General features: G+C 55.1%; 21 protein-coding genes. All 21 read right to left on the bottom strand.

All coding sequences use genetic code 11. From position 1 onward, the window contains the following. Window positions 1–11 precede the first annotated feature (11 nt). The 21 genes from ACULM0_RS13060 to nth all read right to left on the bottom strand — a co-directional run bounded on the left by ACULM0_RS13060 (window position 12) and on the right by nth (window position 20112). Window positions 12–944 (bottom strand): ABC transporter permease, encoded by a 933-nt coding sequence (locus ACULM0_RS13060; RefSeq protein ID WP_463677980.1) that lies wholly within the window; start codon window positions 942–944, stop codon window positions 12–14. Further along, complete coding sequence (locus ACULM0_RS13055; RefSeq protein WP_463677979.1) at window positions 945–2042, bottom strand: ABC transporter permease; 1098 nt, start codon at window positions 2040–2042, stop codon at window positions 945–947. A gap of 10 nt (window positions 2043–2052) precedes the next feature. Continuing rightward, complete coding sequence (locus ACULM0_RS13050; RefSeq protein WP_463677978.1) at window positions 2053–3570, bottom strand: ABC transporter ATP-binding protein; 1518 nt, start codon at window positions 3568–3570, stop codon at window positions 2053–2055. Between the two features lie 102 nt (window positions 3571–3672). Further along, a complete protein-coding gene (locus tag ACULM0_RS13045; protein WP_463677977.1) occupies window positions 3673–4770 on the bottom strand; it encodes a BMP family lipoprotein in 1098 nt (365 codons plus the stop codon). 230 nt (window positions 4771–5000) lie between these two features. Beyond that, window positions 5001–5318 carry a thioredoxin family protein gene (locus ACULM0_RS13040; RefSeq protein ID WP_463677976.1) on the bottom strand — a complete coding sequence of 106 codons (318 nt, stop codon included), beginning with the start codon at window positions 5316–5318 and terminating at the stop codon, window positions 5001–5003. A gap of 12 nt (window positions 5319–5330) precedes the next feature. After that, window positions 5331–6200, bottom strand: a complete 870-nt coding sequence (locus tag ACULM0_RS13035; protein ID WP_463677975.1) for a DegV family protein — start codon at window positions 6198–6200, stop codon at window positions 5331–5333. A 108-nt stretch (window positions 6201–6308) separates the two neighbouring features. After that, window positions 6309–7943, bottom strand: coding sequence for a Na/Pi cotransporter family protein (locus ACULM0_RS13030; RefSeq protein ID WP_463677974.1), 1635 nt, complete (start codon window positions 7941–7943; stop codon window positions 6309–6311). 205 nt (window positions 7944–8148) lie between these two features. Further along, a complete protein-coding gene (trmL, locus tag ACULM0_RS13025; protein ID WP_463677973.1) occupies window positions 8149–8616 on the bottom strand; it encodes a tRNA (uridine(34)/cytosine(34)/5-carboxymethylaminomethyluridine(34)-2'-O)-methyltransferase TrmL in 468 nt (155 codons plus the stop codon). A gap of 1 nt (window position 8617) precedes the next feature. Then, window positions 8618–9082: a chemotaxis protein CheX gene (locus ACULM0_RS13020; protein ID WP_463677972.1), complete on the bottom strand. Its 465-nt coding sequence runs from the start codon at window positions 9080–9082 to the stop codon at window positions 8618–8620. Window positions 9083–9103: 21 nt separating this feature from the next. Continuing rightward, complete coding sequence (locus ACULM0_RS13015; protein WP_463677971.1) at window positions 9104–10240, bottom strand: DUF362 domain-containing protein; 1137 nt, start codon at window positions 10238–10240, stop codon at window positions 9104–9106. 13 nt (window positions 10241–10253) lie between these two features. Continuing rightward, a complete protein-coding gene (locus tag ACULM0_RS13010) occupies window positions 10254–11045 on the bottom strand; it encodes an undecaprenyl-diphosphate phosphatase (RefSeq protein WP_463677970.1) in 792 nt (263 codons plus the stop codon). Between the two features lie 2 nt (window positions 11046–11047). Next, window positions 11048–12091, bottom strand: a complete 1044-nt coding sequence (locus ACULM0_RS13005; RefSeq protein WP_463677969.1) for a pyridoxal phosphate-dependent aminotransferase — start codon at window positions 12089–12091, stop codon at window positions 11048–11050. Window positions 12092–12093: 2 nt separating this feature from the next. Then, the gene (gene cbiB / locus ACULM0_RS13000) at window positions 12094–13053 is read right to left on the bottom strand and encodes an adenosylcobinamide-phosphate synthase CbiB (RefSeq protein WP_463677968.1); all 960 of its coding nucleotides are present in this window, start codon (window positions 13051–13053) and stop codon (window positions 12094–12096) included. Next, on the bottom strand, window positions 13050–14552 hold the full coding sequence (locus tag ACULM0_RS12995; protein ID WP_463677967.1) for a cobyric acid synthase: 1503 nt from the start codon (window positions 14550–14552) through the stop codon (window positions 13050–13052). Before ACULM0_RS12995 ends, cbiB begins: the two co-directional genes overlap by 4 nt. Beyond that, the gene (gene cobC, locus ACULM0_RS12990) at window positions 14543–15145 is read right to left on the bottom strand and encodes an alpha-ribazole phosphatase (protein WP_463677966.1); all 603 of its coding nucleotides are present in this window, start codon (window positions 15143–15145) and stop codon (window positions 14543–14545) included. The genes ACULM0_RS12995 and cobC overlap by 10 nt, the downstream gene beginning before the upstream one ends. A gap of 16 nt (window positions 15146–15161) precedes the next feature. Next, the gene (cobS, locus tag ACULM0_RS12985) at window positions 15162–15893 is read right to left on the bottom strand and encodes an adenosylcobinamide-GDP ribazoletransferase (protein ID WP_463677965.1); all 732 of its coding nucleotides are present in this window, start codon (window positions 15891–15893) and stop codon (window positions 15162–15164) included. Then, a complete protein-coding gene (gene cobU, locus ACULM0_RS12980) occupies window positions 15890–16462 on the bottom strand; it encodes a bifunctional adenosylcobinamide kinase/adenosylcobinamide-phosphate guanylyltransferase (RefSeq protein ID WP_463677964.1) in 573 nt (190 codons plus the stop codon). Before cobU ends, cobS begins: the two co-directional genes overlap by 4 nt. Continuing rightward, a complete protein-coding gene (locus tag ACULM0_RS12975; protein ID WP_463677963.1) occupies window positions 16455–16778 on the bottom strand; it encodes a YbjQ family protein in 324 nt (107 codons plus the stop codon). Before ACULM0_RS12975 ends, cobU begins: the two co-directional genes overlap by 8 nt. After that, the gene (locus ACULM0_RS12970; protein WP_463677962.1) at window positions 16765–17463 is read right to left on the bottom strand and encodes a DUF2225 domain-containing protein; all 699 of its coding nucleotides are present in this window, start codon (window positions 17461–17463) and stop codon (window positions 16765–16767) included. The genes ACULM0_RS12975 and ACULM0_RS12970 overlap by 14 nt, the downstream gene beginning before the upstream one ends. After that, window positions 17460–19472 (bottom strand): cell division FtsA domain-containing protein, encoded by a 2013-nt coding sequence (locus ACULM0_RS12965; protein ID WP_463677961.1) that lies wholly within the window; start codon window positions 19470–19472, stop codon window positions 17460–17462. The genes ACULM0_RS12970 and ACULM0_RS12965 overlap by 4 nt, the downstream gene beginning before the upstream one ends. Further along, window positions 19465–20112 carry an endonuclease III gene (nth, locus tag ACULM0_RS12960; protein WP_463677960.1) on the bottom strand — a complete coding sequence of 216 codons (648 nt, stop codon included), beginning with the start codon at window positions 20110–20112 and terminating at the stop codon, window positions 19465–19467. The genes ACULM0_RS12965 and nth overlap by 8 nt, the downstream gene beginning before the upstream one ends. Window positions 20113–20120 lie beyond the last annotated feature (8 nt).

The following is a 20120-nucleotide window of genomic DNA, read 5'->3' as shown; positions in this document are numbered from 1 at the left end:
ACGATTTGGGATCATCGGTGTCCCTTTTCGTAGGGTTCACCTGAGGCCTTGGGTGCCGTCGCCTTACCGACCACACCGGCGAGGGCCAGGATCGTGGCGATATAGGGGAAGGACTGCAGGAACTCCGAGGGAATGAAATCCAGTCCCAAGGTAGAGGCCTGGATCTGTAGAGCCTCGGCGAAACCGAAGAAAAGCGCTGCGAACATGGCCCCGATGGGATGCCATTTCCCGAAAATCATCGCAGCGAGGGCGATAAAGCCCTTACCACTGGTCATGCCTTCTCGAAAGAGGCTGATGGAGCCGATCGAGAGCGAGGCACCAGACAAGCCTGCGAGGGCCCCTGAGATCATCACGGCGAGGTACCGCGTTTTGTAGACGTTGATACCCACCGTGTCGGCTGCCCTCGGGTGTTCCCCGACAGCACGCACGCGTAAGCCGAAAGGTGTCCGGAACAACACGTAATTCCCGATGAAGACTGCGATGATCGCGATGTACACAAAGGGTGTGAGGCCACCGAAGAAGGCACCCAGTATCGGTATCCCCTCGAGGGCCGGGAAAGGATTCTTGTTCAGAGCGATACCAACGGGATCCGTCTGGCCCGAACGTTGCCAAAAGATATTGAGCAGGAAGGCCGCCAGACTGGCTGCCAAGAGATTGATCGCCACACCTGTGACCACTTGGTTGGCGTTCAGATGAATCGCCAGAACACCGAGGATCAGGGAGGTGAGCACTCCCATGGCCATGGCCATGAGAACGGCAAACCAAGGGCTTCCCGTCCTGTCGACGATCAAGATGGCGAAGAAGGCGCCCATGATCATGATGCCTTCGAGGGCGATGTTGACAACGCCGCTCCGCTCGTTGAACACGCCTCCGAGCGCACTGAAGATGAGCGGTGTGGCCAGGCGGAGCGTCGATGCAAGGACTGCTAAGATTACAATCAACATTTACTCCACCTCCTTCGTAAGTTTCTTCTTCCCGAATCCAGGGATAAACTGAGCAATCCGCTCACCGGCGATAAACAGGATGATAATCCCCTGGATAATTCCAACGATTTCCTTGGGAATACCGGCGATCTGCATCTTCCGGGCGCCATTGGCCAAGACTCCGAAGAGGAAGGCACTGGCGAGAATCCCGATCGGATGGTTTTTCCCGACAAGAGCGACGGCGATACCATCGAAACCGTAACCCGGCGAGTGAGAAGCCTGGTCGATTTTGAAGGCGGAGCCGGCCACGAGCGTTGCACCCGCGAGACCCGCAAGGGCACCGGAGATCATCATCGATAGGATGATGTTCTTGGAGATGCTGATACCACCGTACTCCGCAGCGTAAGGATTGTTCCCAGCCGAACGGATTTCATAGCCGAGGGTCGTTTTAAAGAGGACGAACCAGATGGCGATCGCCACCAGAACAGCCAGAACAATCCCTGTGTGCACACTGGAGTAACCGAAAACGGGGAAAATCTCCGTCAGTTTCGTGAGTCTCGCGTGTTCAGGAATAATCACGGAGTGTGCCTTCTGCACATCGCCCACGAGTCTGGAGGGATTGAGGTGCGTTCGAATGAAGTAGTTGGCTGTGAAAAGTGCGATGTAGTTCATCATGATCGTCACGATTACCTCGTGAATACCTACTTTCGCTTTCAATATGCCCGGTAGAAAGGCCCAAAGGGCACCACCGATGGCACCGGCGATAATCGCTACAGGTACTAGCAGGAACCCCGGCAGGGACTGCAGGAAGAAGGCTGCCACCACCGTGAACAGACCCCCGATAATATACTGACCCTCTGCTCCGATGTTGAAGAGACCCGTTCGAAAAGCAAAGGCTACCGAGAGCCCTGTAAACAGGATGGGCGTTGTCTTCAATAGTGTTTCACCGAATCGGCTGATGCCACCCAGACTTCCGCTGAAAAGGGCACCGTAGGCCGTTACCGGATTGTTCCCCGTCCACAGGATGAAGAAGGATCCAATAATAAAGGAAAGTACAATCGCGAGAAGGGGGAATTTGATACTGTCAACAAGATTCTTAGAGAATTGTTTGATATCCATCGTTTCACCCCTATTCCGTTGCTTGGCTGCCGGCCATCATGATACCCAGCTTCCGTTCATCTGCTTTGTCGGCATCCAATGTCCCGACGATCTTGCCGTCGTACACGACCGCGATGCGATCTGCGAGGGCCATGACTTCATCGAGTTCTAAGGAGACGAGCAATACCGCTTTGCCAGAGTCCCGCTGGGCCACCAGTTGTTTGTGAATGAACTCGATGGCACCCACGTCCACCCCGCGTGTCGGTTGAGATGCGATGAGCAGGTTCGGATCGCGGGTCATTTCACGAGCCACGATGAACTTCTGCTGGTTACCACCGGAGAGTGACTTCGCATCCACCTTCTCGTTGGGCGTTCTGACGTCAAAGCTATCGATTAGTTTCTTGGCGTATTCGTGGATTACGTCGTACTTCATGAGTCCGTTTTTCGAAAAAGGCGCTTCGTCGTGATTTCCCAAAATCGCATTCTCCGCGAGGCTGTGGTCGAGCACGAGCCCACGCTTGTGTCGGTCTTCCGGTATGTGGCTGAAACCCAGGTCAATCAGGTCGTGGGTTGAGGTTCCCGTCACATCCTGCCCTCTAAAGGAAAAGGAACCGGCCACCGGCTTGCGCAGACCCGTGAGCACTTCGACAAGTTCCGTCTGTCCATTGCCGTCGACACCGGCGATCGCTAGGATCTCCCCGGCATGCACTTCAAAGTCAACACCTTTCAGAGCGGGTACACCGCGGCTGTTGAGTGCTTCGAGTCCCTTGACGTCTAGGACCACCTCGCCGGGTTCGCGGTCTTCTTTGTCGACAACAAGCTTCACCTTGCGTCCGACCATCAGCTCGGCCAATTGATCCGTATCGGTGTTCTCGTTCTTCAGCACATCGATCTTTTTCCCGCGACGGATGACCGTGATCCGATCGGCCATGGCGAGCACTTCTTTGAGCTTGTGCGTGATCAGAATAATCGATTTTCCCTGATCCGTCAGCGATTTCATAATCTCTGCAAGTTCATCTATTTCTTGAGGAGTCAGAACTGCTGTTGGTTCGTCGAGAATCAAAATATCAGCACCTCGGTAGAGGGCCTTTAGGATCTCGACGCGTTGCTGCATCCCCACGGAGATGTCTTCAATCTTTGCCGTGGGATCTACCTTGAGGCCATATTGATCGGAGATGCGCTGCACATCTTCATTGGCCTTTTTATAATCAAGCTCTAGAGCATTCTTCTTGGGTTCAGTACCCAGGATAATATTCTCCGCGATGGTGAAGGGTTCGACGAGCATGAAATGCTGGTGCACCATCCCGATCCCTAGGCTGATCGCTACGTTCGGGTCCTTGATGTTCACCTTTTCCCCCCGGATGAAAATGTCACCGGAAGTTTGCTCGTAGAGGCCATAGAGAATATTCATCAATGTTGTCTTCCCAGCGCCGTTCTCGCCGAGTAGAACGTGGATTTCGCCCTCGTCGAGCTCAAAATCCACCGCGTCGTTGGCAACGACACCCGGGAAGATCTTGGTGATCTTCTTCATTTCTACAACTTTTGACATGGTTTTCCTCCAATACCTTGAATGAGAAAGAGCCAGATATCTTGGTTAGGACACCTGGCTCTCTGACTTATCGCAAATAGTACTCCTGTGCGTGTCGCTCTCTTAGATCGTTGGTGCTTCGAAATCAGGTGCTACGAAGGCATCGAACTCATCGGCCGTTTGAGGTACCATGAGCTCGCCCGCTTGAATCAGCTCTTTGAACTGATCGGCGACTGCTTTCATCTCGTCAGAAAGATTACCGGCTTCATCGCTGTATCCCACACCATCGTTCGTCAGGTCGAAGACACGAACGCCTGCTTGGAAGTTGCCGTTGATAACTTCTTCAGAAACTGAGAAAGTAGCCACGTCAACACGCTTGATCATGGAGCAAAGTACATTTTCTGGAGCGAGTCTAGACTGATCCTGGTCAACACCGATTGCCCAGAAACCTTGCTCTTCAGCTGCCTGGATGAGACCAACGCCTACACCACCGGCCGCGTGGAAGATAATATCCGCGCCAGACTGATTCTGAACCAGTGCAATCTCTTTGCCCTTCGCTGCATCTTCAAAAGAATCAGCGTAGTTCACGAGAACCTCAGCATCGGGATTAACGGCTTTGACGCCAGCACGGAATCCGTACTCAAATTTCTCGATGAGGGGGAACTTCAATCCACCGATAAAACCAACCACATCTGTTTCCGTGGCGATACCGGCGATCGTACCCACGAGGAAAGAACCTTCGTGCTCGGCAAAAGTCAGGGAAGCCACATTCGGTGCATCCACAACTGCGTCGACGATAGCGAACTTCTGCTCTGGGAAAATCTCAGAAGCGGTCGTCATCGATTCTTCGAACAAGAAGCCCACACCAAAGATGATGTCTACTTCTTCTTCAGCAAAAGAAGTCAGGTTCGGCAGGTAGTCATCGGCAGTGTTCGATTCGAGCACCTTGATGTCTGCGCCGTACTCGGCTTCAGCTTGCTGCAGGCCGGCCCAAGACGAGTCATTGAAAGACTGGTCCCCAAGTCCACCTGTGTCTGTGATCATGGCGAGAGTGAAATCTTCACCGGGTAATGCTTCTGGCTCTTCTGCTACTGGGGCTTCTTCACCTGCAGGTGTCTCTTCCGCGGCAGGTGTTTCTTCTTCCGCAGCTGGAGAACAGCCGACGAAGAGTGATGCCATTAGCATCATGGCCATCAATACTGCGATCAATCGTTTGTTCATTCTTCTTCCTCCTCAAAATTTTTGTATAGTCGTTCCCTCTTTACTTACCCCACCTATCGACAGAATAACGTTTTCATTAGAAAACTAGGGAACCCAGAACCACTTCGTCCTTTAGATAGAATATCAAAGTGAAGTGGTGTCTAGCATTGTTAAGAGTACACAAAGTATTTTACCACAAAAGCAGCGGCTAACCAAGTGAGCCTCTCCCCCTTGTGACAATCAACCAGTCTCTACAGGTAGGATTCGATTTTTTCCCGAATGGCCGCTTCTGTGGCCTGCCCCCCGGTCATCATCTCCACGGGTTTGCCATCCACATAAAGGAGAATCGTTGGTAGTCCCATCACCCGCTCTGAAAGGGCGAGACGTCTGTGCTCGGTGGTATTGAGCTTGTAAAAGGGCATGCGTCCCTCATAAGACTCGGCCAACTCTTCGAGTTTAGGCAACAGTGCTTTGCAAGGTGCGCATCCTTCACCCCAAAAATCCACGAGAACCGGGCCCTGGGCTTCTTTTACTTTTGTCTGAAATGTTGCTGGCGTCAATGCTTCCATAGTTAGTTCCTCCTATTGTTGTCGACTCATTGTAATGACTGTGTTCGGAATATAAGCGATGGCGATGCAGCCGGGTCCCGAGTGCGTGCCCACAACGGCTCCTACTTCGGAGTGGACCACACCGGCCGGCGAAAACCGATCGGTGAAGGTCTTCTCAAAGAGCTCAAGATACGATCGATCCACGGCGTGAAAAAGACCCACGGTACAGTTCGAAAAATCAACGGCTTCTTTGTCCAGCTGATCCAGCAACCAGGCCATGGCTTTTTTTCGCCCCCTCGCCTTCGAAACCGGGACCAACTTGCCCTCCTCGATCGTGAGGATTGGCTTGATGTTCAACAGTTCCCCCACGAATCCTTCCGCTCGGGTGAGGCGTCCCCCTTTTGTCAGGTAAGACAGTGTGTCCACGATAAAGTAACTCCTGTGATGCTGGATCAGTAGCTCAACGGCCTGCACGAGCTTGTCCATCTCAAGTCCTTCGGCGGCCAGTTCGGCCGCTTTCATCGCGATCAGACCCAAGCCAAAGGTCACGCATTTCGAATCGATCACACGGACCCTTGAGGTCTCTAAAATCTCCACGGCGGAACAAGCCGCCTGGTAAGTACCGCTCATAGATGAGGCCATGGTGATCACCAGCACTTCATCATGGAGATGCAGCGCATTCTCAATGGCCGTGGCGAAGGCGCCAGGTGAAACTTGGGCTGTCTTGGGGAGCCCAGGCGCCTTCTTCAACTTCTCGAAAAATGCGTCGCTACCGAGTTCCTCACCATCCAGGTAACTCTCTCCATCGATGGTCACAGTGAGCGGAACCACCGTGATGTTTAGATCTCTCTGCAGAGACCTGGGTAGATCTGAAACACTATCGGTCATAATATGTATGGCCATGTAAAGCTCCTTCCTAGTCTGATAGATCTATTATACCGAATTACAGGGGCCTTGAAAACGTCAGAACAAAAAAAGTCCCCTTCTCTACCCGAAAGGGACCTTCAGTGATTACTCGCGGTCGAGAACCGCCAGCGCGATGTTCGACGCGTGGTCGGCGACACGCTCGAGATTCGAAATGATATCGAGGAAAATGATGCCCGCCGAGGGTTCACATTTTCCTTCGTTGAGACGTCGGATGTGATCCTTCCTGAGGATCTTCTCCATTTTGTCGACCTGACCCTCTCGCTCGAGCACATGCTCGGCGGTACGCTTGTCACCGGTGGACAGGGCGTTGAGCGCTTCGATGATCGCATCGTAGACCATCTGGTACATCTCCTCCAGCTCAGCCGTAGCCGTTTCGGAGAAGTGGAGTCGATTCTCCGATTTGAACATACCGATCTCGGCCAGGTTGTCAGCATGGTCACCCACCCGCTCGATGTCATTGATCGTCGAGAAAAGACCGTCGATCATCGAACGCTCCTTGTCGCTTACCTGGGTATTGGACAATTTGATGAGATACTGACTGATCACGCGCTCGAGATGGTTGATCGCCTTCTCCAGTTTGAACACATCTTTCGCCGTTTTCTCATCATTGTTGAGAATCGACTGTAGCGACTTCGTGAGCGATTCCATGGCCCCGTTACCCATGTGGAGCACCTCTTTGAGGACCACGCCCGTAGCGATCGAGGGTGTTTCGAGGATACGATCATCCAGATACTTCACAGCGTACATTTCCTTGATTTCTTCCTCTTCAACGGGGATGACCTTCTCTACGATCTTCACGAGCAGACCGGCGAAGGGAAGCAACAAGAGCGTCGTCGCCACGTTAAAGAGCGTGTGTGCATTGGCCAGTTGTCGCTCGGCTAATACCGAAGTCCGCGTCACGAAGCTGATGGTTGGGCCCGCGAAGAACAGGATGAAGATCACGGTTCCCACCAGGTTGAAGAGCAGGTGCATGAGGGCGGCCCGTTTGGCCGTTTTCGATGCCCCGACAGATGAAATCATCGCGGTAACCGTCGTACCGATGTTGGTACCGAGGAGCACCGGGAAGGCGGAATATATATCCAGAAGGCCTGTGCTCGCTAGGGCCACGAGAAGACCCGTCGTAGCCGATGATGACTGTAGCACCGCCGTCACGGCAAAACCCGTTAGAATAGCCAGGGCGGTATCCGAAAGGCTCCCGCTACCGAAGCTCGACAAGAGGTGCGTGAAGGCTTCGAACTCCCGGAGCGGCTTCATGGCACTCTTCATCAGGTCCATACCGAGGAACAGGATACCGAAACCGATCAGGATATCGGCGCTCATTTTCGTTTTCGAACTCTTCGAGAAAAGTTTGATGGCCACACCGATACCGATGGCGATCGGCGCCAGTGCCGTCAGGTTGATCGAGACGAGCTGTGCGGTGACCGTTGTCCCGATGTTCGCACCCATGATGATTCCCACGGCCTGGGTCAAGTTCATGATGCCGGCGTTGACAAAACCGACCACCATGACCGTACTGGCCGATGAGGACTGGACGAGAACCGTCACAATGGCCCCGACGATGACGGCCATGATTTTGTTCTTCGTCAACACTTCTATAAAGGACTTCAAACGATCCCCCGCTGCGTTCTCGAGTCCATCGCTCATAATCCGCATGCCATACAAGAAGAGCCCGAGTCCTCCGAACATTTCGATCAGAATCTTAACTACACTCAATTCCATAGTGAACCTCCCCAGTCAGGTAACTCCCAAAAAATTTTCACGTGCACGACCATCATACCGAATAATCCACCACGCCGTGTTAAGTCCATGTTAACTTATTTAACATTCGACCACAAGCTGGTCGACAAGAACTCACCGTCTGAATTTTCCTTTGGTTTTTCCTTACTTTTACCGCACAGATGACATAGGTCCATAGCAAGAGGCCCTAGACCAGGCCGGGAAATCCCGCTTGTCTCAGGGCCTCATAGAGGACGATATTCACTGCATTCGATAGGTTCAAACTCCTCAGGTCCGGATCGTCGCACATGGGGATCTTGATACGCCCTGTTTCGAACCGTTCGTGTAGCGATGCCGGTAGACCGGAGGTCTCTCGACCGAAGAGAAGCATGGCCTCTTCAGGGAAGGTCACTTCATGGTAATAGCGCTCTGCCTTCGTTGTCACCGGGAAAATTGGACGGTGCCCATAGGCCTCTAGAAAGGCCTGCAGATCATCATGCACCTCCACCTGTACCTTATGCCAGTAATCGAGGCCGGCACGCTTCAAGGTACGATCATCGATCTGAAATCCCAGGGGCTTGATCAGGTGAAGCTTTGTCCCTGTGATGGCACAGGTCCGCGCAATGTTGCCGGTGTTCGGGGGGATCTCCGGCTGATAGAGTACGATCTCGATCATCTTAACGGTCCTTCGTCGAGAGGTTGATATCCAGATCACCCAGCTCTGAAGTCAGGGGCACGCACAGTGTCTTTGTCTCCGTGGTGGTGATCTTCAGGTTCTCACCGATCATCAAGGTCGGTGGGGTGATGTCGATATTCGTGCCATTGTTATAAAGAAGTGTGGCAGCATTGCCCATGATCATGTTCCCCAGCTCAGAAATGGCGCTCTTGGCCATCTCGTCCAAGGTCTCCACGGGCATGCCCATCATCATTTTGGAAGCAATGCGTTTCGCCATGCCCTCGTCGAGCACAATAAAGGTCTGGCCCTTAATCTCCCCCGTGATCCCCAGGATGATGATCACTTCCTTGGATGATTGTGGACTCTTCACCATATATGGTTTTCCCACCGTAAACTCTAGGCCGGTTAAGGTCTTCAGAACCTCGCTGCTCGCCTTGAGAAAAGGATTGATGTATTCAGCTTTCATATTGCCTCCTCGGGTTATTCCTCATGATCGGTCGAGTATCCACTCCACCAGGGGTCTTCTCTTCACCGTTACCGCTTTGACAGGACACAGCTCTTGACAGCAGTAACACTTGATACAGATGGATAGATCCACCTCGGGATAGGGGGTCATAGAGATGGCCTCCGGTGGACAGGAGCGGTAACAATCACCACAACGGATACATGTGTCGTGGTCAAATACCGGCCGCGGGCTCAGGTACCGTTCTACCGTTCCCGCCAGAAAACGCGGTACGCGTCCCGCCAAGAAGCTGATTCCCTTGTTGGGGGGCATTTTCATGACCACTGGTTCGACACCGTGGTTGATAACCAGTGGTTCCGATGCAAGCAGTCCTCTCTCCCTTGCTTCCACGAGGGTCGGCACCTCGCTCTCGGGGATCCCCACCGACTCCACAGCCACCAGATCCGCCCCGTGGGGATCGTCCGAAAGAATCAGCCGATCCAGTTTGATCGGTGTCCCAGCCGAGGGACCCGCCCCTTCCATCCCTTCGATGCCATCGATCAGACTCAGCACGGGACGCTTGAAGGCCACCAGATCCACCAGCATAGCGGCGAAATCCCGCTCCTCGGGCATCTTCATGTGATACTCCACTTTCAACAGGCCGGGGACGATCCCAAACATATTCTTCACAGCCCCGGTGAAGGTCATCATACTGTGCGTCTTCAGTTTCGCCGCTGTGATCACATGATCGACTTCATCGAGTGCCGCCATATAGGTGATCCGCCTGAGCAGTCGGCAACCTTCGTCCTCTCCGACAGGGACGTCCTTGGTCTCTAGCTGAAAATTAAGCGGGATACTTTCAGACATTATACCATGTAACCCACAGGCCGTATAAACTTCACGTAAATTTTTATCCGTAAAAGGACCGGCCGGACTATCGCCCACCACCACTTCGAGGCCTCTCTCGACCAGATAATCGGCCAGTGCGGCGATCACGAGGGGGTGGGTCGTCGTCGCTTCCGCGGGGTCCTTCTTCATCAGGAGATTGGTCTTGATGAAAACACGCTCGCCGGGCTTGAAAAAAGCATCGAATCCGCCGAGATCGCCCATCATCTGTTCAATTTTTTCTTTGATCAACCCACGATCATACCGATCACAGGGCATCAGACTGACGTTGGCCATAAGAACACCTCTTTTAGCGTAGTAGGAACAATACCAATATACCCAGCGCAATGCGGTAATATGCGAAGGGTTTGAAATCATGCTTCTTGATGTACGCCATAAAAAGGGCGATGACGAGGTAGGCACTGAGGAAAGAAACCAGCGTCCCCACCCCGAGGAGTTGCCACTCGAGGGGCGTGTAATCGAAGCCGTACTTATACAATTTGAGGATGCCGGCACCGATCAAAGTGGGGATGGCCAGGAAAAAGGAGAATTCTGCCGCCACATCGCGTCGGAAGCCGAGAATCAAGCCCCCGATGATCGTGGAAGCCGACCGGCTCATACCGGGGATCAGCGCCAGACACTGGAATAGGCCCACGTAAAAAGCCAGTCGATAGGTGATCTGGTCATCTTCATGGATGGACACGGGGCCCCGGCGGTTTTCTACGATGATCAGCAATATCGCGCCCACGATCAAGGCGATGGCCACGGGAACCGGGTGAAAAAGCAAAGCATCGATGGTTTCCTCGAGCGTGAGTCCCAGAATGGCCGCCGGAATCACGCCCACGACCACCTTGGACCAGAAGGTCACGTAGTGGCCTAGACCCTTTCGATCCCAACTGTCGGGTAACATTTTCTCCCGAAAGTAGAGTAGCACGCTCAGGATCGCACCGATCTGAATGATCACGGCAAAGGCATTGGCGAATTCACCCGTGAAATCCAAATACGTATTCGCCAAGATCAAATGTCCTGTGGAAGACACAGGTAAAAATTCCGTCAATCCCTCGATCACTCCGAGGAGGATGACCTTCAGTAGTAAATCCATGCTCAACACCCTTCGCTTTCAACTAGTTCTCTCAATGCCGTCAGTAGTCTTTCATTCGTTGGTTCCCCCAGGCAGGCGATCCGGTAATGACCAGGCCGCATACCCCGGTAGGCAGATAGATCTCGAATCAAAAATCCCTTGTCGATGAGCAGTGCCTTCAGGTCCCTCTCCCCTCTATCGTGAAAGGACAGATAATTTGCATACCCTGGATACACACGAAAGCCCAGTTCGATTAGGCCCTCCACCAGCTGTTTTCTCGAGTCCAAGAGCCAGGCCCGTGTCTTGCGGTCGAAGGCCTGGTCCCTTAGCAAGTCGAGCGCACGGGAAGCGGGCAGGGACAGGGACCAGGGCGCCTGGTGGTCATCGAAGGCCGAGAGGAGGCTTCGATCTGCCGTTGCAAGGAAGCCCACGCGAAGGCCAGCCAGGGCGTAGTATTTCGTCAGCGAGCGCAGGACAATCAGGTTTTTAAACCTGGTCACCCACTTCAGGTACTGCTGCTCCTCATCGAGAAAATCACCGAAGGATTCATCGACCACCACCTTGACTCCGGGCCGCTGTTTGAGAAAGGCCTCGAGCCGTGCCATGGGCACCAGGGCACCCGTGGGGTTGTTCGGATGGCAGAGCAAGATCACATCCCCGTCGGCCACCCTAGCGAAGAGCAACTCAAGATCATACCGGTAGCCCGCTTCCTCTTCAAGGGCATAAAACCGATGGGACCGCCGGTGCCGGAGAGCGGCGCGTTCGTACTCGACGAAGGCGGGCGCGGGCAGCCACCAGGTCCTGGGGCCCATGAACTCGAAGAGTTCGTGGATCAACTGGATCGCTCCGTTCCCAAAGACGATCCCATCACCATCGATGCCATATCGTTCGGCCACAAGGGTGCGTTCCCTCCGATAACGGACATCGGGATAGAGCCGGGCCTTCTCGAGATCCTTCGCAAGGGAGGTGAAAAAGCCCCCGGGTGGACCCAGCGGGTTGATGTTGGCCGAAAAATCAATCAGCTCTCTATCGTAATCGTAGTGATTACCACCGTGTGTCACGTGCACGATCAGACCCCTCCTCTCAGCAGGTAGGTCAACAGCAGGCTCAAAAACATCGCAAGGACGCTCACGATCCAGTAGAGTCGATGACACCGCACCAGGTCCCCCGTGGTGGGTGCGTGCGTCGCATCTCCAAAGGTGGGCTTCAGCAACAAGCGCCCGAAATAACGTGTCGGTCCACCCACCTGGATCCCCAGGCTCGCCGCGAAGGCCGCTTCGGGATATCCGCTGTTCGGACTTTGGTGCTTTTTCGCATCGCGCCTGACAACGGAAAAGACCCGCCCGTGGTCTCCAGGCAAAAAGAAGGAGGCCAGGTAAACCAGGACCGGCGAGAGCCGGGCGGGCACATAGTGCACGAGATCATCCATGCGAGCACTGATACGGCCGAAATAGAGGTATCGCTCCGTTTTATAGCCCACCATGGAGTCCAGCGTGCTGGCCACTTTCACGAAGAGCACGGCCGGTAGACCACCGATAGCATAGGCGAGAAGGGGGCTCAGCGTGCCATCTACGAAATTCTCCGATAGGGTCTCCACGGTTGAGGTCACGATTTTCTCCTCCTCCATGTCCTCGGTCTCCCGGCTCACCAAGAAAGAGAGCGCGTGTCGCGCACCTTCCAGTTCCCCTCGGGACAGTGGGCCGATCACCTTACGGGTCTCCTGTACGAGCGAGCGGATGGCCAGCAGGCTGTAGAGCACGTAGAGGCGAAAGAGAAAGAGAAGTGTGGTCGCACCCACCGAATACAGGGCGTATTCGCTCAGGTGGTAGACGGTGAAGACGGACAGCTGCACGGCCACGAAGAGCAGGCCGCCCGAAACGAGCGCACTACCATCGCCTTCTCCCTCTTCTGGTCCCAAGAGATGATCGAAGCGATCGATCACCCACCCGACGCCCCTGATGGGATGCCAGCGGTACTGGGGATCACCGAGCAAGAGGTCGAGTAGCAGGGCCGAGAACAGCAGGATCATAAGGCCAGCAGCGTATCGATTGCCCGGATGTCCACATGCGCTTCGAGCACATCTGCCAATCGATCGTAGGCGGCGACCTTACGTTCGGCCAGTGTGCGAAGGGGCATACCTTTCCTGGTCAGTCCCTTGGCGACCCGCACATCATCGAGGAGTTCTGAGGTAAAGGTGAGCGTATCGAAGACACCGTGCAGATAGGTGCCGATCACCTTCCCGTCATCACTGATCGCACCATCCTCGATCGAGACCCTTTCGCCGAAACGTCGGTCGATCCGAGCAAAGGGCCGCTCCCGGTTCTCCACCGTTTTTCCCATGTGGATCTCGTAGCCGACGATCGCCCCGTTCTCCCGCGTCCCCAGCGTGACAGCGTGCACTTGGGTGCGCTGCTTCTTCCTCTCGAAACGGGTGGTGACATTGAGGAGCCCCAGGCCCGAGACGGTTCCCACGGTTCCCTCGAGATATTCGGGATCTTCCAGACAACCGCCCAACATCTGGAATCCACCGCAGATCCCCATGACCCACCGCCCCGCTTCTCGCGCTCGAAGGATGGCGCTGTCGATACCCTGTTCTCTCATCCAAAGGAGGTCTTCTGTGGTGTTCTTAGAACCCGGTAGCAAAATCAGATCCGCTTCTTCAAGAGACGCCGGGTCCTTGGTGTAGTAAAGGTGCACATCATCATATAGTTCTAGAGCATCGAAATCCGTGTGATTGGAGAGATGGGGGATCCGGACCACGGCCACGTTGAGCGCAGCGGATGCATCTGGGTGGCGATGGTGTTGTTCCCCAAGACCATCCTCTTCTTCGATGTCAAAATGCTCGTAAGGGATCACGCCGAGGACGGGAACGCCCGTCTTCTCCTCGATCATGCGTAGCCCCGGCTCGAGCAGGGTGACATCCCCCCGGAACTTATTGATGAGAACACCTTTGATCCTTGCCCTCTCCTCCGGCTCAAGCAACATGATCGTCCCGTAGATCGAAGCGAAGACACCGCCCTTATCGATATCGGCCACGAGCAGCACGTCGCAATCGGCGATTTCTGCCATTCCCATGTTCACCAGATCATTTTCTCGCAGGTTGATTTCGGCGGGGCTCCCCGCCCCCTCGATCATCACGAGATCGTGCCTGGCCGTAAGGGTGTCAAAAGCCTCCTTGATGTAGACCTTCATCTGCGGTTTGTGTTCGTGGTAGAGGGTCGCCGTCATCTGGGCGTACACCTCGCCCATCAATATGACCTGGGCGCCCACATCGCTGGAGGGTTTCAGGAGAATGGGGTTCATCAGAACATCAGGTTGCAGGCCACAGCACTCGGCCTGAACGACCTGGGCGCGGCCCATCTCCAGTCCGGCTGGTGTGATATAGGCGTTCAGCGCCATGTTTTGCGATTTGAAAGGGGCCACGTTATAGCCCCTCCGATAGTAGACGCGTAATAACCCCGCTGTGATCAAGGACTTGCCAACAGAGGAACCCGTCCCCTGGATCATCAATGACTTTTTCACGTGCATCCCCCTTCTTGGTTCAAACGCTTGAGCACCGGGGTGCCCTCCACGTACATCAGCTGATTGATCGTGGCGTTCTCCACGGCGTATCGCCAGTACCCCTCGATCGAGCCCGTCAATTCTCGGCTCAAGATCACTTGAATCGTCCCACCGTGGGCAGTGATCAGTACCTCGTCATCTGGCCTGTGCCGCGCTAGAATCGTTTCGTAAGCCTCTGTCACCCGTTGGTAAAATTCCTCCAGACTCTCTCCCTCGGGAACCTGGTAGGCAATCGGATCTTCGGCCCAGCGATCCACAAGTTCTGGATATTTTTCGCTCAGCATCTCGTAGGATTGTCCTTCGAAAATACCAAAAGAGATCTCGCGCAGTCCGGGATCCATCTCGATGTCGACCTCGTGATCGATCATCAGGCGGCAGGTTTCAACGGAGCGCGACAGGTCGGATGTGTAGATCCCATCGAAGGCCTTCCCCTCGAAAAAGGCCCTCAACGACCGGGCCTGGTCCATTCCCTTCTCCGTGAGCGGTACATCGGTATGACCGGCAAAAAGTCGCTTCTGATTGTAGGTCGATTCGCCGTGGCGCACGAGATATACCATCATGTTGATCACAACCTTTCTAAACCATCAAGTCCAACAGCAGCAGTCCGATGACTTCCGTCACTTCCACGTGAGCCCCCAGGGTATCCCCCGTCAGACCACCGATCTTACGGGCGCAAACCCTACGGTAGTAGTAGGTGTAGACCAGTAGGAAGGCAAGTGAAAAGAGTGAAAGCACGGGGAACACCAAGAGCGCGGGGATCAACCAGAGGGCCGATCCGATCAATTGTCCCATGGTGATTTTTCCAATAAACAGTGCACCCATTCCAGATGCTCTGGCGTAGTGCCCTCTCCACGAGAGCACCACCAAGGCGAAACGCGAAAAGAGCGGCGGCAGGACCAAAAGCCAGCCCGCCTCTGCCAAGAGTAGCTCGCGGATCAGCAGATACTTGGCTCCCAGCACAAGGATCAAGGCGATGACCCCAAAGCTACCGATCAGCGAATCCTTCATGATTTCCAGGACGCGCTCGGGCTCACGGTTGGAGAAGAAACCATCGGCGGTGTCCGCCAGACCATCCAGATGGATACCGCCCGTGATCATGGCCCAAGAGATCACTAGCAGGAGGCTGGCGATCTCAATGGAGAAGACCATTTGAGTCAACCGGGCGATGGCAAAAAAAAGAAGACCGATGCACCCACCGATCAGCGGTAGATAGAGGATGCCCCTGCGGTAGTCTGCCATCGTCACATTCGGCAGCTCTCGTAGGGGTATACGGGTGAACATCTGGACCATCAAGAGGAGCGATTTCATCGTCCGTCCCCCTTGAGCGCCATCGGAATGCCCGCAACGACGAGGTACACGCGATCGGCCTCGCCGGCCAACCGCTGGTTCACGCGTCCCGCGATATCCCGGTAAACGCGCGTTAGGCGATTGTCCGGCACGACACCCATACCCAGTTCATTCGTCACCAGGATGATATCGAGCGATGTGCGTTTCAATGCCTCGAGCAGGCGATCGATCCGGTGGTGGATCGCGGCCTCCTTCTCATCGATTGCCTCTCGCGGGGCCGTCTCCCAGTCGAAGGATGGCTCTTCAAAGAAAAGGTTGTTCAGATAAACGGTCATGCAGTCGATCAGTAGTGTCCCGTGGTTCTCGTCGATCGCTTCGATATGGTCGTCGATGGCCAAGGGCACTTCGTAGGTTGTCCATCGGGGATCACGCGTGGCCCGGTGGTGCTTGATGCGGTCGCGCATCCCCTCGTCAAAGGGAATGGCGGTGGCGAGATAGGCCACGGTGGATGGCCCTTCTTCCGCTAGTCTTTCGGCGAAGGTAGATTTGCCGCTCCGTGCGCCTCCCGTGACCAGGGTCAATCTAGTCAAGGGTACGCACCACCACGGCCGTTCCGTAGGCCAGTATTTCGGCAGCACCCTGCATGACAGCCGATGTGGAAAAACGCACGTTCACCACGGCATTGGCCCCCATGGACTCCGCTTCCTCCACCATCCGCTCGACGGCCAAGTTTCTTGCTCCCTCCAGCATCTCGGCGTATTGGCGGATTTCTCCACCGACGATGGTCTTCAGGCCCGCAAGCAGATCTTTCCCTATATGTCGCGACTGGATGGTGCTTCCTCGCACGAGCCCCAGTACTTCGATGATTTCAAAACCTTGTATGCTTTCCGTGTTAACGACCCTCATCGCTATCCCTCCTATAATCCGACGCTGCCATCTGCCACTGATCATGGGCCATAAGCTTGATATGGCGGTGTTGGTGAAGCGTAGGATGGTCCATCAATTTGGCAAAGTAGCCCACTGCCTCCCGGGGACGTCCATTGATTCGACTGAGCTCCCCCAAGAGGTAGAGCGTCTGGATTTCTTCTCCACCGGTTTCATCCAGATGTTCCTCGACGTAGGCCCGTTCGAGATAATCCAGCGTCAACTGCAAGTACTTGTCCCGCTCTGTTTCCTGCCCGGCATCACCTAGGAACCAGTAGAGCCTCAGACAGATCTTCCCCAAGGTCAGGGAGGAGGCGCCCATGGTCGTGAGGCTGAGCAGCATGAGCTTATGAACGATCAGGGCATCCTTGAGGTGGCGCTCTCCCCCGTAGGAACGGGGCTTCCATCGGCTCGAGACGGAGGTTCTCACCTTCTCAGCCTCTTTCGCGGTCACCCGGTCGAAATCCCTTTGAAAATTGGCATAACCACAGGCTGGGCAGATCACGGGGGCGTAGTACATGGGGTTCACTGTTTTAAAGTGCGAGCGTAAATCCTGGTCACGTCGCACCACCCGTTTGGCACTGTGTTTGACCTGCATGGAAGTAAAGGAGTCCGCACACACAGGACACTGGTACTTCCGCTCGATCAGATCGCGCCTATGGTTCATGCGCGCCACCTGATCTCGATCTCATCGCCCGATGCGAGGGGATCGACGAACTGGGCCCTTTGTCCGTTCAACTTCAACTCCAGAATCCCCTTGGCCTCCGATCGATCGAAATCAATGTGATCGAAAATATCCACGAAGATCATGCGTTCTTTCTCCGTTTCGACGGTAACGGTCCTTCCGTTGACGAGGAAGACCCACCGGCTGGGACCAGCGGCTTTCTCCACCCGCTTATCCTCTTCCGCCACATGCGTCTTCTGCCGACTGACTTGTGCCAGCCTAATCTGATCTCCATTTCTGAGCACATGATCCTCCGCGACCTCCCGGTTGTTCACGAGGATCTGGAAGGCGCCCAGATCAATGTCCAAGGCCCGCTCGAGATCCGCCACACGATCGATCATACGCAGGTCGATTCTGTCGCCATCCCTAACCACGTGATCGGGGTCGGCGAATTCCCCGTTGACCATCATGTACTCCAGGCGGCTGATCTTACGTCCGTCGATATAAAGGCGTTCATTGAATCCGAAGAGTTCTCCGAGGGTCGTCCGCCGGATTCCGCCATCGGTGGCATCCTCCACGGCAATCACATCGCGGTGCTTGATGGGCGTGTCCAGGTTGCCGAGCACCCCGTTCACCGTGATCACGGCCGCCTCACCGTAAAAGCCCTTGAGCCGTCGTTCTTCTCCATTGACAAAATAGCTCAGGTCCTGCCCGCGTTTGGGCAGAAGGTTTCTTGGGTTGAAACCGACAAGGACCAGGGCGTCTTTGACGGTCAAACGCCCAGCATTAAACAGCCGCGTGACCTGGCCGTTCACGCTCACCTGGATGAAGTCGCTCTCGATCTCGCGAAAGGCGTTGACCCCTATGCCCAGGGGCGTGATGTACTCCGGACCCTTCAGGGGCTCCGTGTGAAAGAGCACGCCATCGAGCATCTCTGCTCCCTTGATCACCACGCGCTCTGCGGGGAGATCCAGTTTGCCGGCCAGTCGTTCTGTGAATCCAGGCACCTGGCAACCACCGCCGATACAGAAGATAGCGCTGGGCCTACCCCCGTTGATCAGGTTCACTGTAGCGGCGATCTCATCGGTGATCATCTCCATGGGCTCCTCTAGCATCGCCACGATCGACTCTGTTGTGGCCTCATGCTCGAAGCCCAGCACATCGGTGTAGCGAACGCTCTGCTGGCCCGATAGCGTTCGCTTCAGCCGGTCGGCCCCATCGAAGTCGAGAAGAAGGGAACGGGCCAGGACCTCCGTCATCTCGTCTCCCGCCTTGTCGACCATACCGTAGGAGACCACGGTACCGTCGCGTGTGATGGCGATATCCGAAGTGCCGGCCCCCACGTCGACGAGGGCCAGATTGAGCAGGCGCAGGTTCTGTGGGATCGCCACGTTCATGGCAGCAATCGGCTCCAGTGTCAGGTTCACCACCTCGAGACCCGCCGCCTCGACCACGCTATAGAGACTATCCACCACGAGGTGGGGCAGGAAGGTCGCAATGAGATCCACCCTAAGCTCCGATCCGCGGTGGCCCTTGGCATTGAGGATCATGGCATCGTCGAGGTAGTAATTGATAACCGAATAGCCGACGCAGTAGTACTGGGCACGCTTCTTTTGGCTCTTCTCCAGAGCTGTCTGCGCGCGCTGGATCCCCTCGAGGACAACGCTGTCGATCTGGGCTCGGCTGATCGGCTCCGCCAGGTCCATCTCACGGGTCACGGCGGTACGCTGGGTGATGAGCGCCCTACCAGCGGCTGCGATGGCCACACGATCGAGTTTCACGCTCTGTCGCGATTCCAAGGCGCTGACGATACCGCCCACAACGCGTGATACCTTGTCGATATCGTGGATCTGTCCATCTACCATGGCCCGGTCCGGGTGCTCCCGAATCTCGTAATCGATGACCTCGTAGACCTCCTCCTTCATCCGCGCGATAGATCCCACCACATTACGGGTGCCGATATCGAGCACAAAGAGCTGATCCTTTGGGATAGCTTGCACGGGCTTATGCATGATCAATCTTCCTCTCTCGGTAGTCATCACAAAACACACTGATCGGACAGACTTCACATTCCGGTTGACGGGCCTTGCACATGCGCCGCCCGTGAAAGATGAAGAGGTGGTGGGCCTTCGACCAGCGGTCTTTCGGAAGGATCTCCATCAAAGATCGCTCGGTTTTCTCCACCGTTTTCTCATGGACGAGACCGATGCGGTTGGTCACCCGGAACACATGGGTATCCACGGCGATGGCAGGCACACCAAAGGCATTGGAGAGAACTACATTAGCGGTCTTTCTTCCCACGCCCGGTAGTGCCTCGAGCGCAGCGCGCTCCTTCGGTACCTTGCCATCGTGTTCATCGCGCAAGATTTCACAGGTTCTCCGGATATTTTTCGACTTGGTTTTGTACAGACCGCAGGAACGAATGGTTTCCGTCAACTCCTCGTGATCGATCTGATCGATATCCCCGGGTCGCTTGAGCTGCTTGAAGAGCTCCGCCGTCACCAGGTTCACGCGTACATCGGTACACTGCGCCGATAAGATCGTGGCGATGAGCAGCTCGAAAGGATTGGAGAAATCAAGCTCTGCCTTCGCCTCCGGGTATAGGGTCTCTAGTTCATCTAGAATTCGTGTCACTACTTCTGGTGTTTTCATCGGCCACT

It is taken from the genome of Halotolerantifilum yawarlongkerapense (genome assembly GCF_054506745.1).
Note: the sequence above shows the minus strand (reverse complement) of the source record. Positions and strands in the feature narration are given on the sequence as shown.